General features: G+C 66.9%; 16 protein-coding genes and 1 riboswitch. Of the genes, 4 read left to right on the plus strand and 12 right to left on the minus strand.

Going from position 1 to position 16,592, the window contains the following annotated elements; translation table 11 throughout:
• Positions 1–104: 104 nt before the first annotated feature.
• The 12 genes from FHT98_RS18960 to coxB form a co-directional block, all read right to left on the minus strand.
• Entirely contained in the window at positions 105–2,975 is a 2,871-nt protein-coding gene (locus FHT98_RS18960) for an EAL domain-containing protein (protein ID WP_142115819.1), read from the minus strand.
• A 146-nt stretch (positions 2,976–3,121) separates the two neighbouring features.
• The gene (locus tag FHT98_RS18965; RefSeq protein ID WP_142114930.1) at positions 3,122–3,721 is read right to left on the minus strand and encodes a GNAT family N-acetyltransferase; all 600 of its coding nucleotides are present in this window, start codon (positions 3,719–3,721) and stop codon (positions 3,122–3,124) included.
• Positions 3,722–3,727: 6 nt separating this feature from the next.
• Positions 3,728–4,987, minus strand: a complete 1,260-nt coding sequence (locus FHT98_RS18970; RefSeq protein ID WP_248309339.1) for a M16 family metallopeptidase — start codon at positions 4,985–4,987, stop codon at positions 3,728–3,730.
• Positions 4,988–5,064: 77 nt separating this feature from the next.
• Positions 5,065–6,480 (minus strand): threonine synthase, encoded by a 1,416-nt coding sequence (gene thrC, locus FHT98_RS18975; protein WP_142114931.1) that lies wholly within the window; start codon positions 6,478–6,480, stop codon positions 5,065–5,067.
• 71 nt (positions 6,481–6,551) lie between these two features.
• Complete coding sequence (locus tag FHT98_RS18980) at positions 6,552–7,316, minus strand: SURF1 family protein (RefSeq protein WP_061964872.1); 765 nt, start codon at positions 7,314–7,316, stop codon at positions 6,552–6,554.
• Positions 7,313–7,687: a DUF983 domain-containing protein gene (locus FHT98_RS18985; RefSeq protein ID WP_142114932.1), complete on the minus strand. Its 375-nt coding sequence runs from the start codon at positions 7,685–7,687 to the stop codon at positions 7,313–7,315. Before FHT98_RS18985 ends, FHT98_RS18980 begins: the two co-directional genes overlap by 4 nt.
• A 144-nt stretch (positions 7,688–7,831) precedes the next feature.
• Complete coding sequence (locus tag FHT98_RS18990; protein ID WP_061964870.1) at positions 7,832–8,695, minus strand: cytochrome c oxidase subunit 3; 864 nt, start codon at positions 8,693–8,695, stop codon at positions 7,832–7,834.
• 53 nt (positions 8,696–8,748) lie between these two features.
• Entirely contained in the window at positions 8,749–9,360 is a 612-nt protein-coding gene (locus FHT98_RS18995) for a cytochrome c oxidase assembly protein (protein ID WP_142114933.1), read from the minus strand.
• A complete protein-coding gene (locus tag FHT98_RS26265) occupies positions 9,360–9,533 on the minus strand; it encodes a hypothetical protein (protein WP_170843302.1) in 174 nt (57 codons plus the stop codon). The genes FHT98_RS18995 and FHT98_RS26265 overlap by 1 nt, the downstream gene beginning before the upstream one ends.
• On the minus strand, positions 9,530–10,474 hold the full coding sequence (locus tag FHT98_RS19000; protein WP_142114934.1) for a heme o synthase: 945 nt from the start codon (positions 10,472–10,474) through the stop codon (positions 9,530–9,532). The genes FHT98_RS26265 and FHT98_RS19000 overlap by 4 nt, the downstream gene beginning before the upstream one ends.
• A 143-nt stretch (positions 10,475–10,617) precedes the next feature.
• Positions 10,618–12,240, minus strand: a complete 1,623-nt coding sequence (gene ctaD, locus FHT98_RS19005; RefSeq protein ID WP_091855893.1) for a cytochrome c oxidase subunit I — start codon at positions 12,238–12,240, stop codon at positions 10,618–10,620.
• Between the two features lie 19 nt (positions 12,241–12,259).
• On the minus strand, positions 12,260–13,138 hold the full coding sequence (coxB, locus tag FHT98_RS19010; protein WP_091855892.1) for a cytochrome c oxidase subunit II: 879 nt from the start codon (positions 13,136–13,138) through the stop codon (positions 12,260–12,262).
• A 359-nt stretch (positions 13,139–13,497) separates the two neighbouring features.
• Here coxB and FHT98_RS19015 point away from each other — a divergent pair, with 359 nt between their 5' ends.
• The 4 genes from FHT98_RS19015 (at position 13,498) to gcvH (ending at position 16,511) form a co-directional block, all read left to right on the plus strand.
• Positions 13,498–14,007, plus strand: a complete 510-nt coding sequence (locus FHT98_RS19015) for an invasion associated locus B family protein (protein ID WP_082617072.1) — start codon at positions 13,498–13,500, stop codon at positions 14,005–14,007.
• Positions 14,004–14,618: a hypothetical protein gene (locus FHT98_RS19020; RefSeq protein ID WP_061964861.1), complete on the plus strand. Its 615-nt coding sequence runs from the start codon at positions 14,004–14,006 to the stop codon at positions 14,616–14,618. Before FHT98_RS19015 ends, FHT98_RS19020 begins: the two co-directional genes overlap by 4 nt.
• A 74-nt stretch (positions 14,619–14,692) precedes the next feature.
• Positions 14,693–14,786, plus strand: a riboswitch (glycine riboswitch).
• A gap of 160 nt (positions 14,787–14,946) precedes the next feature.
• Positions 14,947–16,101 (plus strand): glycine cleavage system aminomethyltransferase GcvT, encoded by a 1,155-nt coding sequence (gene gcvT / locus FHT98_RS19025; protein WP_113585650.1) that lies wholly within the window; start codon positions 14,947–14,949, stop codon positions 16,099–16,101.
• Positions 16,102–16,136: 35 nt separating this feature from the next.
• Complete coding sequence (gene gcvH, locus FHT98_RS19030) at positions 16,137–16,511, plus strand: glycine cleavage system protein GcvH (protein ID WP_061964856.1); 375 nt, start codon at positions 16,137–16,139, stop codon at positions 16,509–16,511.
• The last annotated feature ends 81 nt before the right edge of the window (positions 16,512–16,592 follow it).

Here is a 16,592-nt window from a genome sequence, read left to right on the forward strand (position 1 = left end):
CCGTCATTCTCGGGCGGAGCGAAGCAAAGACCCGAGAATCTCAGGCAGGGTAGGCGCTTTTCCGTCCCGAGATGCTCGGGGCAAGCCCGAGCATGACGCCCTGATCAAGCCGCTTCGGTCGCCGCCGCAGCCGCGGCACCCATTAGGCGCCGCGCTTCCGCTGCCGTCATCGGCTGGCCGAAGATGTAGCCCTGCGCATACTGGCAGCCGAGCTGGTAGAGCTCGATCGCATCCGACTCGCTCTCCGCACCCTCGGCGACGACATCCATGTGGAGATCGGCGGCGAGCTGCACGATCGAGCGCAGGATCACCGGCGGACGGCCGTTGCCCATCTGGCGCACGAAGCTCTGGTCGATCTTGATGGTGTCGAACGGGAAGCGCTGCAGATAGGACAGCGAGGAGTAGCCCGTGCCGAAATCGTCGAGCGAGAGGCCGGCGCCGAGATCGCGGATGCGCTGCAGCATCTGCGCGGCATATTCCGGGTTCTCCATGACGAGGCTCTCGGTGATCTCCAGCTTCAGCGTGCCCGGCAGCACGCGCCGCCGGCCGAGCACGGTCTTCACGTCATGCAGCAGGTCGTGGCGCAGCAACTGCCGGCTGGAGACGTTGACGCTGGCGAAGATCGGCGGATCGACCTCCAGCGCCGCCTGCCAGGCTTCGAGTTCGCGCGCGGTCTTATCCATGACATAGACGCCGAGATCGACGATCAGCCCGGTTTCCTCGGCGATGGCGAGGAAGTCCTGCGGCATCAATCGGCCTTCGCGCGGATGGTCCCAGCGCACCAGTGCCTCGAACCCGGCGATGGTGCGGTCCTCCAGCCGGACGATCGGCTGGTACACGACCTGGATCTCGCCGCGCTCGATCGCCCGGCGCAGGTCGCTTTCCAGCGCGAGCCGGTCGTTGCGGTCGGTCCGCATCGCCGGCACGAAGACCTCGATCTTGTTGCCGCCCTGACGCTTGGCATGGGCCATGGCGAGCTCGGCATTCTTCAGCGCGTCTTCCTTGCGCGAGGCCGGTGCCGGATCGAACAGCGCGAGCCCGATCGAGGGCGTCAGCACGATCTCGCGCTCGGCATAGGTGATCGGCGTCGAGACGGCGCGGCGCACCAGTTCGGCCAAGGCCAGGATGCGCTCGGGGTCGCGCTCCGAGACGAGGATCATCGCGAAGGTGTCGCCGCCGATGCGGGCGAGCGTATCCTGCGCCCTGAGCAGGCGGCCGAGACGGCGCGCCAGCGTCAGCAGGATCGAATCGCCGGCCGAGAAGCCGACCGACTCGTTCACCTGCTTGAAGCGGTCGACATCGATGACCAGCACGGTCGGGCGGATATTGTCGTCGGCACGGGTGAAGCCGAAGATCGCCCCCAGCCGGTCCTGGAACAGCTTGCGGTTGGGCAGGCCGGTCAGATTGTCATGGACCGCGTCGTGCAGCAGCCGCTCCTGCGCGGTGCGCTGCTCGGTGACGTCGGTGAGCGTCCCGATGACGCGGATGACCTCGCCGTCAGAGCCGATCACCGGGCGCGCCTTGACGTTGACCCAGTGATAGGCGCCGCTGGCGGCGCGCAGGCGCAGGTCGAGATTGAGCTTGCCGCGGCGCTGCTCCAGCACGGCATCGAGCGTGACGCGATAGCGGTCGCGGTCGGCGACATGCATGTGCTCCAGCCAGCGCGCGGCCGAGCCTTCGAGCGAGCCCTTGGGCAGGCCGAGCAACGCCTCGATCTGCGGGGAGACGAAGACCTTGTCGGAGCTGACATCCCAGTCGAAGACGAGGTCGCCCGAGCCGGAGAGGGCAAGCGCCCGGCGCTCCGTATCCGAGACCAGACCCTGCGAGATCGCGCCGCCGGCAAAGGCATGCTGGATCACGGTGAAACCGATCAGCAGCACGATCAGGACGAGGCCACCGAGCAGGGCAGGCGCGACGAGATCGCGTTGAAACTGCCCGGTCACCGTGAAGCTCGCGGCGGTGACCCAGACTGCGAGCAGGAACCAGGTCGGGATCAGCATCACCGCCCGCTCGTAGCCATGCGTCGCCAGATGCACGACGAGGATGAAGCCGATCGCCGCCACGGCCGCGATCGAGATGCGCGCGATGCCGGACGCCATCGGCGCGTCGAAGACGGCCAGGCCGATCAGCCCGGCAAGGCCGAGAATCCAGATCGCCGTGACATGGCCGTAGCGCACATGCCAGCGGGACAGGTTGAGATAGGCGAAGAGGAAGACGAGCAGCGTCGCCGCCAGCACCACCTCCGCGCCGGCGCGGTAGATTCGTTCGATCGCCGGCGTCAGCGGAAACAGGCGCTGGAAGAAGCCGAAATCGAGGCCGGCATAGGCCAGGACCGCCCAGGCCAGCGCTGCTGCGGCCGGAAAGATCACCGCGCCCTTGACCACGAAGATGATGGTGAGGAACAGCGCGAGCAGGCCGGCGATGCCGATGATGATGCCCTTGTAGAGCGTCAGCCCGTTGGTCTTCTGCCGATAGGCCTCGGCCTCGTAGAGATAGAGCTGCGGCAGGTTCGGCGATTTCAGCTCGGCGACGAAGGTCACGGTCGTGCCGGGGTCGAGCGTGATCAGGAAGACATCGGCATCGGGGCTGGGCTCGCGGTCGGGTGAGAGGCCCTGGCTCGCGGTCACCGCCTCGATGCGCTTGTCGCCGAGATCGGGCCAGACCACGCCGGAGCCGATCAGCCGATGGAACGGCGCGACCAGCAGGCGGTCGATCTGCTCGTCGGAATCATTCGTCAGCGCGAAGACGATCCAGTCCGGGCGGGCGCCGGCCTCGCGGGCTTTGACGGCGATGCGCCGGACGATGCCGTCCGGCCCCGGCGCGGTGGAGATCTGGATGACGTCGCCGTCGGACTTGTTGCGCTCGACGACATGGGTGAGGTCCATCACGGGGGCATCGACGGGAACGCGGACCGCCTCGACGGCCTGGGCCGGCAGGGCAGCGGCGCAGAACCACAGGACAAGGCCGGCCAGCATGAGGCCGGCCCGGAAGACGCGCTCGGAAATGGACAAGCTGTGCTCGGTTCTCAGGCGGGAAGCGATCATTCGAAATTTAACGAAAAGCCCTATCGGCCGCTCATGGCAAGGGCAAGGCGGAGCTGGCCTGTGGTCAACCGTCGCGGTCACGGTCTGCTTCCGGGCGGCACGTCGCTGGCCAGCACGCCGTAAAGCAGGTGATCGGCCCAGTTTCCGTTGATCTTGAGATAGGCGCGCGCCAGCCCTTCATGCCGGAAACCGACCCGTTCGAGCAGGCGCCGCGACGGCTCGTTGTTCGGCTGGCAGGCCGCCTCGACCCGGTGCAGGGCGAGATCGGAGAAGGCGAAGCGCACGGCGCCGCGCACGGCCTCCGTCATATGGCCCTTGCCGGCATGGCGCCGCCCCATCCAGTAGCCGAGCGTGCAGGCCTGCGCGACGCCCCGGCGGACCAACCCGAGGGTCAGCCCGCCGAGCAGGGTCTCCGTATGCGTCTCGAAGATGAAGAGCGAATAGGCCTCGTCGGTCGAGATTTCGCGGGCCGCGCGCTTGGCGCGTAGCCGGAAGGAGGTGCGGGTGAGGTCGTCTTCGTTCCAGGTCGGTTCCCACGGCGCCAGGAATTCCCGGCTTTCCATGCGCAGCGCGCTCCAGGCCGCATGGTCGCCGGCTTGCGGTGCGCGCAGATAGAGGTTCGGCGTCCGGATCAGCGGGCGGCTCGGCGGCTCGCTCGGGAAACGGAAGAGCGCCATTGCGGTTCAGTCCGCAGCCCGGGCCGCGTGGCGCAGGCGCTTGGCCGGCGGCAGTCCCTGAGTCGGGCCGACCGCCGCGATCGTCGGCTGGTGGCCCAGCAGCGAGCGGCCGGCGGCGCGCACATCCTCGAGCGTCACGGCATCGAGCCGGGCGGCGAGCTCCTCGCGCGGGATCGCCCGGCCGAAGAGCAGAACCTGCCGCGCCATCTGCTCGAGCTTGCCGCCGGGGCTCTCCAGCGAAGCCAGCAGCCCGACCTTCATCTGGGCGCGGGCACGCGCGACTTCGGCCTCGCTGACGTCTTCCGCAGCCTGACGAAGGCAGCCGAGAGCGACCTCGATCAATTCGCCCGCATCCTCCGGCGCGGTCCCGGCGCCGATGCCGAAGACGCCGCAATCGGAGAAGGGCCAGTGGAAGGCATCGATCGCATAGGCGAGGCCGCGCTGCTCACGCACCTCCTGGAACAGGCGCGACGACAAGCCGCCGCCGAGCACCGAGGCGAAGATCTGGAGCGGGTAATGCGTGCCGCCGGTGAAGGGCAGGCCGGGCAGGCCGAGCACGAGATGGACCTGTTCCTCGTCGCTGCCGATGCGCGCTTCGCCGCCGCGGTACTCGCCGGCTTCGCGCGCGAGAGGCGCGGCCGGCGGTGCCGGAAGATTCGACAGATGCTGGCTGGCGAGCGCGACGAGCTCGTCATGATCGACGGCGCCCGACGCGGCGAGCACCATGTTGCCGGCATGGTAGTTGCGGGCGAGATAGGCGCGGATCGCGCCGGGCGTGAAGCCCTTGACCGTCTTGGCGGTGCCGAGGATCGGCCTGCCGATCGGCTGATCCGGGAAGGCGGCCTGCAGGAAGCGATCGTAGACGAGATCGTCGGGCGTATCCTGGACGGCCGAGATCTCCTGCAGGATCACGCCCTTCTCGCGCTTCAGTTCCTCCTCGGTCAGCGATGGCGAGGTGATGATGTCGGCGAGAATGTCGACGGCCAGGCCCAGGTCGGAGCCGAGCACGCGAGCGGTGTAGCAGGTATATTCAACCGAGGTCGCGGCATTGAGATCGCCGCCGACGCTCTCGATCTCCTCGGCGATCGCGAGCGCGCTGCGACGCGCCGTGCCCTTGAACGCCATATGCTCGAGCAGATGGGCAAGCCCATGCTCGTTCGGCAGCTCGTCGCGCGAGCCGGCCCCGATCCAGATGCCGAGCGAGACGGTCGCGGCATGGTCCATGCGCTGTGAGACGACGCGCAGGCCGGAGGGCAGGGCGGTCAGCGCAACATCGGGATCGTGAGGCCCTTCCGGTCGCGCGGGGGCGGCGAGCTCGGTGGTCTCGTCAGGAACAGCCGCGCTCACGCTGCCGCCCCGCGCACGGCCCGCGCATGCTCGCGCACGAAGGCCTCGATCGTGCCGAGATCGTTGGGCAGCAGGGTCATCCGTTCCTTGCGCTCCATCAGGTCGGCAAGATGGGCCGGAAGCGCCGGCTCGATGCCGCTTGCCGCCTTCACCGCCGCTGGGAACTTGGCGGGATGGGCGGTGCCGAGCACGATCATCGGTGTCGCCGAATCGCGCTTCAGCGCCTGCCGCGCGGCGGCGACACCGATCGCGGTATGCGGATCGAGCAGGTAACCGGCCTCGTTCCAGCTCTTCCTGATCTCGCCCGCGATCTCGTCCTCGCTCTGCGAGGCCGCGTCGAACTCGCTGCGGATGCGCTGGAGTGCCTCGCCCGCGATCTCGAAGCGGCCGGATTGCTGCAGCGATTGCATCAGCCGGCGCACGGCAGCGCCGTCGCGGCCATGCGCCTCGAACAGCAGCCGCTCGAAATTCGAGGAGATCTGGATGTCCATCGAGGGCGAGGTGGTCGCCGCGACGCCGCGCATCTCGTAGGCGCCGGTTTCGAGCGTGCGCACCAGGATGTCGTTGCTGTTGGTCGCGATGCCCAGCCGCTCGATCGGCAGGCCCATCTGCTTGGCGACCCAGCCGGCGAGGATATCGCCGAAATTGCCGGTCGGGACGGTGAAGGAGACCTTCCGGCCCGGCCCGCCGAGCGAGACAGCCGCCGTGAAGTAATAGACCACCTGCGCTGCGATGCGCGCCCAGTTGATCGAATTGACACCGGACAGGCCGATCTCGTCGCGGAAGGCGTGATGGTTGAACATCGCCTTCACGAGATTCTGGCAGTCGTCGAAGGTGCCCTCGACAGCGATGGCATGGACGTTCGGGGCATCGACGGTGGTCATCTGCCGGCGCTGCACGTCCGAGACGCGGCCTTCCGGATAGAGGATGAAGACGTCGACGCTCTTCAGCCCCTTGAAGGCGTCGATGGCCGCGCCGCCGGTATCGCCCGAGGTCGCGCCGACGATGGTGGCGCGCTGGCCGCGCTGGCCGAGCACATGGTCCATCAGGCGCCCGAGCAACTGCATCGCCACGTCCTTGAAGGCGAGCGTCGGGCCGTGGAACAGCTCCAGCACGAAGAGATTGTCGCCGATCTGGGTCAGCGGGCAGACGGCCGGATGGCGGAAGCCGGCATAGGCCTCGCGGATCATGCCCGAAAGCGCCCCGCTCTCGATGTCGCCATCGCTCAGCGCGCCGAGCACGCGCTCGGCGACGCTCGTATAAGGCTTGCCGGCGAAGCCGGCGATCTCCGCGGTGGAGAGCGTCGGCCAGCTCTGCGGCAGATAAAGCCCGCCGTCACGGGCGAGCCCGGTCAGCAATGCGTCGGAAAAGCTGAGCGCCGGGGCTTCGCCCCGGGTGGAAACATGCAGCACGGTCTTGGCCTCGATGATCTCAGCCTGATGCTATAGGCCGGTCCGGCGCATTCGGCAAAAGGGTTGCGCGCTCAGCTTGCCGCCGCGCCCTTGCGGGCCTGCCAGACGAAGGCGGCGAACACCCCGAGCAGCGTCAGCGCCAGCCCGAACCAGGTCAGCGCATATTGCAGGTGGTTGTCCGGAATGCGGCCGATCAGCTCGCCTACATCGACGCCGGCCGGCGGCGTCATGCCGTCGCCCTCGCGCGCCGCTTCCAGGTAGAATGGCGCCGGCGGCTGGCCGAGGGAGGCTGCGATCGCGGCGGGGTCGCGCGTGTAGAATTCACGGATCGCCGGCAGGTCCTGCGGGGTGAAGCTGTTGCGCGCCTCCGGAGCCCGCAGGAAACCATTGATCGTATCGGGCCCGCTGGCCGGGCCGATCTGGCCGAGCCGGCCCTCCGGCACGAAGCCGCGATTGACCAGGATGACGCCGCCATCCTCCAGCTTGAACGCCTGGAAGATCCAGCGCCCGAAGCCGGAGAGCTGTCGGCTGCCGGGCGGGCCGGCGGCGATGGTGGTGCGGACGCCGGCGATCCCGTCGATATAGCTGCCCCTGGCGACGACATGGGTCAGGTCGAGCGCAGCAGGATCGAGTTTCGCCCAGTCGGCGCTCGGAGGCATCGGGGCGGGGGCTCCGGCTGCCTGCTGCTGGAGGCGGTCGATATAGGCGTGCTTCTCATCCATCCGCTCGAGCTGCCAGGCGCCGAGCGCGCACAGGACGACGGTGCCGACGATGGTCAGCAGCGTCAGCAGGAACAGCCGGGGCTTGCGCGGAGCGGGTGTCGACGTGGCGGTCACGGCTCTCGCCTGCCTTCCTCGGCCTTGTGGGCATATTGCAGGGCGACGGCGAGCCCCTTCATGGGCCGGAGCAGGCCGAGGCACAGGATGACGGCCAGCGGCAGCCACATCATCAGGTGCAGCCAGATCGGCGGCTCATAGGCGATCTCGACATAGAGCGCCGCGCCGAGCACGACGAAGCCGGCGATCAGCATGATGAACACGGCCGGGCCATCGGCCGAATCGGCGAACTTGTAGTCGAGCCCACAGGCATTGCAGCTTGGCTTGAGCTTGAGGAAGCCGTCGAACAGCGCGCCCTCGCCGCAGCGCGGGCAGCGCCCCGCCAGGCCCGTCGCATAGGGAGAGGGGAGGGTGGGTTCAGAATTGGCCATCGCAGCCTCCCAGAGCATCGGCTCGAAAAGTGGAACGCGGTTTTCGGGAAAGCCGATGCACAATCACAGGACAGAAACAGGAAAGGCGGCCTCGCGGCCGCCTCTCGTCAGACGTTGACCGCGAGAGCGCGGTGGAGCGCAAGGTCAGTGCGCGGCGGCAGCGTGCGCGCCGGCGCCCCAGACGTAGATCGCGGCGAACAGGAACAGCCAGACCACGTCGACGAAGTGCCAGTACCAGGCGGCGAACTCGAAGCCGAGATGCTGCTCCGGCTTGAAGTGGCCGAGATAGGCCCGGTACAGGCAGATCGCCAGGAAGATCGTGCCGATGAAGACGTGGAAGCCGTGGAAGCCGGTCGCCATGAAGAAGGTGGCGCCGTAGATATTGCCGCTGAAGGCGAAGGTGGCGTGCGAGTACTCGTAGAGCTGGCAGATCGTGAACAGGATACCCAGGATCACGGTGAGCCACAGTCCCTGCTTCAGGCCTGAGCGGTCATTGTTGATCAGCGCGTAATGCGCCCAGGTCACCGTCGTGCCCGAGGTCAGCAGGATCAGCGTGTTGAGCAGCGGCAGGTGCCAGGGGTCGAATGTCTCGATGCCCTTGGGCGGCCAGTGCCCGCCGGTGAAGTCGTAGCGGAGATAGTTGATCTCCTCGCCGACGAAGAGGCTCGCGTCGAAATAGGCCCAGAACCAGGCGACGAAGAACATCACCTCGGAGGCGATGAACATGATCATGCCATAGCGGTGATGGATCTGGACGACGCGGGTGTGGTGGCCTTCCTTTTCGGCCTCGCGCACCACGTCCATCCACCAGGCGAGCATGGTGTAGAGCACGCCGAGCAGACCGGCGCCGAAGACGAGCGGGCCGATATGCATGCCGCCGACCGGCAGCGCCTTCATCCACATCACCGCGCCGATCGCCATGATCGTCGCGCTGGCGGCGCCGACGAGCGGCCACGGGCTCGGATCGACGAGGTGGTAGTCGTGGTGCTTCGTATGGGCCCCGGCCATCGTATTCAGTCTCCGCGTACGGCTTTTTGTCCGCGCTTCTGCTCTAGCGCGTTCTACAGTTTCGGATTGCCCGCGTCACCCTTGACGGAGCCGGCCTTATCCTCCGCGACGGGCTGGCCCGACTTGGAGGCAAAATAGGTATAGGACAGCGTGATGGCGTGGACCCCGTCGAGCTCGCGATTATCAGCGATTTCGGGGTCGATATAGAACACCACCGGCGCCTCGAAGCTCTCGCCGGGCTTCAGCGTATGCTCGGTGAAGCAGAAGCACTGGATCTTGACGAAATAGGCCGCGCCCTTTTCGGGAGCGATATTGTAGGTCGCGATGCCGGTGACCGTGCGGTCCGAGCGATTCGTCATCTTGTAGAACACGGTCTGGGTCGCGCCGACCTGGACCTTGATCTCCGGGCTCTCGGCCTCGAATTTCCAGCCCAGCCCCGGCGCGACATTGGCGTCGAAGCGCACCGACATGGTCCGGTCGAGGATCCTGCCGACGCCGGCCGTTCCGGTCATCGGCGTGCCGCCGAAGCCGGTGACCTTGCAGAACAGGTCGTAGAGCGGCACCGCGGCGAAGGACGCGCCGAGCATGCCGAAGGCGATGCCGGTGCAGATCAGTGCGGTGCGCGCCGGATTGCCCTTGCGCGGCTGGAGAACGGGATCGGTCATCACAGCGGCCGGTTCAGGACGGCGGGGCCGATTTTCACCAGCGTCACCGCGAAGAAGAAGATCACGAGTCCGCCGAGCACCAGCGCCAGCGCAATGGAGCGGCGGCGGCGGCGCGCCATGTCCTCGGGCGAGAACGCAGCAGGAGCGGAGTGCTGAGGACGCTGGTCGCTCATCCCAGCACCTTCGGCAGGGCCCACATCAGGCCGAAGCCGTTTTCGACGATCAGCACGGCGAACAGCAGGAACAGATAGAGGATCGAGAAGCCGAACAGCGACCAGCAGGCCTTGGTCGCGGCCGGACCTTCGCTCCGCAGCCAGACCTGGATCGACAATGCGATCATGACGAGTCCGGTCGAAACCGAGACGGCGAGATAAAGCAGCCCCCCGAAGCCCATCAGCGCGGGCAGGACGGCGACGGGAGCCATGATCAGCGAATAGAGCACGATCTGCCGGCGGGTCGCGGCCGGGCCGGCGACGTTCGGCATCATCGGAATGCCGGCGCGCGCATAGTCGGCGGACTTCACCAGCGCCAGCGCCCAGAAATGTGGCGGCGTCCACAGGAAGATGATCGCGAACAGGACGAGCGAGTGCCAGCCGAAATTGCCGGTCACGACGGCCTCGCCGATCATCGGCGGGAAGGCGCCGGCAGCACCGCCGATCACGATGTTCTGCGGCGTCCAGCGCTTCAGCCACATCGAGTAGACGACGGCGTAGAAGAAGATGGTGAAGGCGAGCATCGCTGCGGCGAGCGCATTGGTGACGAGGCCGAGCACCAGAACCGAGCCGACCGACAGCGTCAGCCCGAAGGCCAGCGCCTCGGAGGGCAGGACGCGGCCCGAGGGGATCGGCCGCTTGGCGGTGCGGCTCATCAGCGCGTCGATATCGGCGTCGTACCACATGTTGAGGCAGCCCGACGCGCCGGCGCCGACCGCGATCGCCAGCAAGGCGGCGAGGCCGAGCACGGGATGCACCGAGCCCGGCGCGGTGGCCATGCCGGTCAGCGCGGTCACGATGACCAGTGACATCACGCGCGGCTTCAGCAGCGCGAAAAAGTCACGCGCTTCGCCGGTGGAGGCTGTCAGGCTCTCGGTGCGGGTTTCGAACGCAGCAGACATCAGTCGAATCGTCTTCGTACTCTTGTGAACGGCGCCCGTGGGCGCTGGGTCTACGCGGCGGTGGTTGCCGCCCGTCTCCGGAACGCCGCGGGGCGCTCGGGGGAAGGGCGGCGGCGGGCCGGAAAGGCCCGCCGCCTTGGATATCAGTGGTCCGAGCCGGTGATACGCGGCAGCGTCTCGAACTGGTGGAACGGCGGCGGCGAGGGCAGCGTCCATTCCAGCGTCGTCGCGCCTTCGCCCCAGGGATTGTCACCGGCGAGCTGCTTCTTCGCGAAGGCGACGATGATGCCGTAGAAGAACACCAGCAGGCCGAACGCGAAGATGTAGGAGCCGATCGACGACACAAAATGCCAGTGCGCGAAGGCGTCCGGATAGTCCACATAATGACGCGGCATGCCGGCGAGCCCGAGGAAGTGCTGCGGGAAGAACAGCACGTTGGCGCCGACGAAGGCGATCCAGAAGTGCAGGCGGCCGATCCAGTCGGGGATCACATAGCCGCTCATCTTCGGGAACCAGTAGTAGAAGCCCGCGAAGATGCCGAACACGGCGCCGAGCGACAGCACGTAGTGGAAATGTGCGACGACGTAGTAGGTCGCGTGCAGCGAGCGGTCGACGCCGGCATTGGCCAGCACGACGCCGGTGACGCCACCGACGGTGAACAGGAAGATGAAGCCCATCGCCCAGAGCATCGGCGCGGTGAAGCGGATCGAGCCGCCCCACATCGTCGCGATCCAGGAGAAGATCTTGATGCCTGTCGGCACCGCGATCACCATCGTCGCGAACACGAAATAGCGCTGCGTGTTGAGCGACAGACCGGCTGTGTACATGTGGTGAGCCCACACGATGAAGCCGACGACGCCGATCGCGACCATGGCGTAGGCCATGCCGAGATAGCCGAAGATCGGCTTCTTCGAGAAGGTCGAGACGATGTGGCTGACGATGCCGAAGGCCGGCAGGATCATGATGTACACTTCGGGGTGACCGAAGAACCAGAACAGATGCTGGTACAGGATCGGGTCGCCGCCGCCGGCCGGGTCGAAGAAGGTCGTGCCGAAATTGCGGTCCGTCAGCAGCATGGTGATGGCGCCCGCCAGGACCGGCAGCGACAGCAGCAGCAGGAAGGCCGTGACCAGCACGCCCCAGGCGAACAGCGGCATGCGGTGCATGGTCATGCCGGGCGCGCGCATGTTCAGGATCGTGGTGATGAAGTTGATTGCACCGAGGATCGACGAGGCGCCGGCCAGGTGGAGCGAGAGAATGCCGAAATCGACCGACGGGCCGGGGTGGCCGGTCGTGGAGAACGGCGGATAGACCGTCCAGCCCGTGCCGACGCCATGCGCGCCCGGCGCACCCTCCATGAACATCGAGATGATCATCAGGATGAAGGCGGCGACCAGCAGCCAGAACGAAACGTTGTTCATCCGCGGGAAGGCCATGTCCGGTGCGCCGATCATCAGCGGCACGAACCAATTGCCGAAGCCGCCGATGACGGCGGGCATGACCATGAAGAAGATCATGATCAGGCCGTGGCCGGTGACGAAGACGTTGTAGCTCTGGCCGTTGGCGAAGATCTGCAGGCCGGGCTGCTGCAGCTCGATGCGCATCATGATCGAGAGGAAGCCGCCAACGAGCCCCGCCATGATCGAGAAGATCAGGTAGAGCGTGCCGATGTCCTTGTGGTTGGTCGACAGGAGCCACCGGCGCCATCCGGTCGGATGGTCGTGATGGGCCTCGTCATGGCCGTGAGCGTGAGCCGCTGTTGCCATCGTTCTTCTCCTCGGCGACTTACTTGGACGCGGCAGCGAACTTGCTGCCCGCGTCTTCGGCATTTGCGAATTTCTGCTTCGCTTCCGCGAGCCAGGCGGCATAGCGCTCCTGGCTGACGACGCGGAACGCGATCGGCATATAGGCGTGGTTCTGGCCGCAGATGAACGAGCACTGGCCGTAATAGATGCCTTCGCGCTCGGCCTTGAACCAGGTTTCGTTCAGGCGGCCGGGAATGGCGTCGATCTTGATGCCGAAGGACGGAACCGTGAACTTGTGGATGACGTCGGCGCCGGTCACCTGGACGCGGACGGTCTTGCCGATCGGCACGATCGCCTCGTTGTCGACGGCGAGCAGGCGCGGGGCCTCGGCGGCGGCGATCTTGTTGCTGGCGATCGCCTCGGCGCGGGCCTTCTCGTCGAGCATCAGCGAATCGAAGCCGAAATTGCCGCCGTCCTGCACGTATTCATAGGACCAGTACCACTGCTTGCCGGTGACCTTCAGGGTCATGTCGGCCTTCGGGATTTCGAGCTGGAGCTTGAGGAGGCGGAAGGAGGGAATCGCGATGACGACGAGGATGAGGACCGGAATCACGGTCCAGCAGACTTCGAGCAGGGCGTTGTGCGTCGTCTTGGACGGGACCGGGTTCGCCTTCTCGTTGAACCGGAAAACGACATAGATCATCAGCGCCAGCACGAAGAGCGTGACGATGGTGATGATGATGTTCAGCCAGTCATGGAACCAGTGGATGAATTCGGCGACGGGCGTGACCGCGCCCTGCAGGTTCATCTGCCAGTCGGTGGGCATGCCGGTGCCGGCAAGCGCCGGGACGCTCGCCAGCGCGGCGGCGGCAAGGGCCGTGACGGCCGCTGTTGCAAAGGTCCTGCTCAGAAAACGCATCGATCCCACATGCTCCTCAATCGACCTGCATGGGAGCCGACCGGCTTCGGTCCCTGTTGCGGCTCCATGCATGAAGGGGCGACCGCGAAGTCGCCTCATTCTTCGAGATTGCGATAAATCAAAGATCACGCTTGCGCCAGAGGGACAATGAAGACTGCCCCCAACGGCCGTGCGGCATAATCGCACGAGGCCTTGACCTTGGCTGCGAACCGCCATCGCGCCTTGACAGGACCGGACCTCCATGGTCCCAACGCGGTTTATGGTGAGAGACGGCAGGATTCTTTGGCGCGGTCGGCGTTTTGCCTGAATTCTGCGCTTCAGCTGCGGTTTCTGAGTCCGGTTTGGAAGGGATGGCAGGGATGATGAGGATCATCGGGGCGGCAGGCGCGCTGGCGCTGGCGCTCATGGGGACGAGCCTCGCCGCCGGCTCCGCTTTCGCGCAGGGCGCAGTGCGTTCGACACATGGCGACTGGCAGATGCGCTGCGAGGTGCCGCCGGGCGCCAAGGCCGAGCAATGCGCCCTCGTCCAGAACGTCGCGGCCGAGGACCGGCCGAATCTCACGCTCCTCGTCATCGTGCTGAAGACGGCGGATCAGAAGAGCCGGCTCCTGCGCGTCGTCGCGCCGCTCGGCGTGCTCCTGCCCTCGGGGCTCGGCCTCAAGATCGACGACAAGGATATCGGCCGCGCCGGTTTCGTGCGCTGCCTGACCACCGGTTGCGTGGCGGAGGTCGTCATGGACGATACCCTGCTCGGCCAGCTCAAGGGCGGCAAGAGCGCGACTTTCATCGTATTCCAGACGCCGGAGGAGGGGGTGGGCGTGCCCATTTCCCTCAATGGCTTCGGCCCGGGTGTGGAGGCGCTGCCGTGATCGATCAAACTCTTCGCCAGGGCCGCTGGCTCGCCCTGCCGCTGCTCTGCCTCGGCCTGGCCGGCTGCGGTTCGTCGTCGTCGTCGGGGCAGCCGGGCGCGATGCAGACGTTCGGCAACATCGTCATGTTCCAGTCCGCGACGCGGCCGGCCCCGGACCCGCTGCCGACGGACGACAATCAGGACCAGCAGCTGGTCTGCCCGGAGGTTATCGTCTCCGAAGGTGGGGCCGCGATCCGCGCCCAGTCCGGACAGGATTCGAGCGGCCTGCGCTACCAGATCTCGATCACCAACGTCGCGCGCGAATGCAATGCGACCGGAAACGGCACCTTCCGGCTCAAGGTCGGCGTCGAGGGACGCGTGCTGCTCGGCCCGGCCGGCAGCCCGGGCAGCTACGGCGCCACGCTGACCACCACCGTGATGCGCGGGACCACCGTCCTCGGCAAGCGCAGCGCGCGTGTCGGCGGCACGGTCCCGTCCGGCCAGGGCGGCGTCGATTTCACCCATGTCGAGGAAGGCATCATGGTGCCGGCCGGCCAGGGCGACGTCGATATCTTCGTCAGCCTTGGCGGTGGCGGACCTGCTGCGCCGTCGCGCAAGCGCCGCCGGTAAAGCCGGTTTTGCCGTGAAAGACGACGGCGCGCCGATTGACTAAGACGGCGCGTCTTGTATCTGTGCCGAAGCCGCATATCCCCGCGGGAGAGACCGGACCCGTCAGGGCCCGGCGCCGAAGGCGCAACCGCCCCGGAAACGCTCAGGCAAAAGGGCCGCTGGGGATTTGGCGCTCTGGAAAGCGGCGGACAGCGATGTCCGCCCACCGAAGGGTGTAACTCGCCCGGCTTCGCGGCCGGCGGGGAAATCTCTCAGGTCCCAAGACAGAGGGGGCGCGTCCCGGACACTATCGTCCGGGGCTTGCGCTCGATTCTGGAAGGGGCATGCCATGGCTGCCGAGGTCACCACCGATACCGCCGGCGCGGCTGCGCCGCTGAAGACCCCGCTCCATTCGCGCCATGTCGCACTGGGTGCCCGCATGGTGCCTTTCGCCGGTTACGACATGCCGGTGCAGTATCCGAGCGGCATCCTGACCGAGCATAACTGGACGCGAGAGAAGGCCGGGCTCTTCGACGTCTCGCATATGGGCCAGTGCTTCCTGATCGGCCCCGATCACGAGACGACGGCGAAGGCGCTGGAAGCGCTGATTCCCGCCGACATCGTCAATCTCGCCCCTGGCAAGCAGCGCTATTCGCAGCTCCTCAACGAGGAGGGCGGCATCCTCGACGACCTGATGGTGACGCGCTCGATCGATCCCGACGAGGACGGCGCGCTCTATGTCGTCGTCAACGCCGCCTGCAAGGATGCCGACTATCCCCATATCGAGGCCCGCCTGCCGTCCAATGTGAAGCTGGTCCGTGCCGAGCATCGCGGCCTGATCGCCCTGCAGGGGCCGGGCGCGGCGGCCGCACTTGCCGCGATCGCGCCTGAAGCCGCCGAGATGGGCTTCATGACCTCGCGCACCATGAAGGTCGCCGGCATCAAGGCCAATGTCAGCCGCTCCGGCTATACCGGCGAGGACGGCTACGAGATTTCCGCCGCCGCCGACAGGATCGGCGAGATCTGGGACACGCTGCTGCTCGACGGCAACGTCAAGCCGATCGGCTTGGGCGCCCGCGATTCGCTTCGCCTCGAAGCGGGCCTGTGCCTTTATGGCCATGACATCGATACCACGACCTCGCCGATCGAGGCCGCGCTCAACTGGTCAATCCAGAAGCGCCGCCGCGAGGAGGGCGGTTTCCCCGGCGCGGCGCGCGTCCAGCGCGAGCTGGCGGAAGGCGTCTCGCGCATCCGCGTCGGCCTGAAGCCGGAAGGCCGCGCGCCGGCTCGCGAGGGCACCGAGATCGCGACGCCCGAGGGCGAGGTGATCGGCGTCGTGACCTCGGGCGGCTTCGGCCCGACGCTCAACGGTCCCTGCGCCATGGGCTACGTTGCCAAGGCCCATTCCGCGCCGGGTACGCAGCTTAATCTCATCGTGCGCGGTAAGCCGCTGCCGGCCGTCGTGGCGACGATGCCCTTCGTGCCCAACGGCTACAAGCGCTGAACCCTTTTCCAGACAACTGACGCCAGGAGGAAACCATGGCCGAGACCCGTTACAGCAAGGACCACGAATATATCCGCATCGAGGGTGACGTCGGCACCGTCGGCATCTCCGACTACGCGCAAGGCCAGCTCGGCGACGTCGTCTTCGTCGAGCTCCCGACCGTCGGCAAGGCGCTGGCCAAGGGGGGCGAAGCCGCCGTGGTCGAGAGCGTCAAGGCCGCTTCCGAGGTCTACGCCCCGGTCTCGGGCGAGGTCGTCGAGGTCAATGGCGAGCTCGAGGCCGCGCCCGGCACCGTCAACGAGGATCCGGCCGGCAAGGGCTGGTTCCTGAAGATCAGGATCAAGGACGCCGGCGAGCTCGACGCCCTGATGAACGAGGCCGAGTACCAGAACTACGTCAAGACGCTCTGACGATGCGTCATCTCGCACGCGCTGCGGCATGAAATGCCGCTGCACAGATGCGGGACCGTCATCCGGACAAGGCGCCTTCTC

Source organism: Allobosea sp. AK1 (genome assembly GCF_006714945.1).
Classification (GTDB): Bacteria; Pseudomonadota; Alphaproteobacteria; order Rhizobiales; family Beijerinckiaceae; genus Allobosea; species Allobosea robiniae.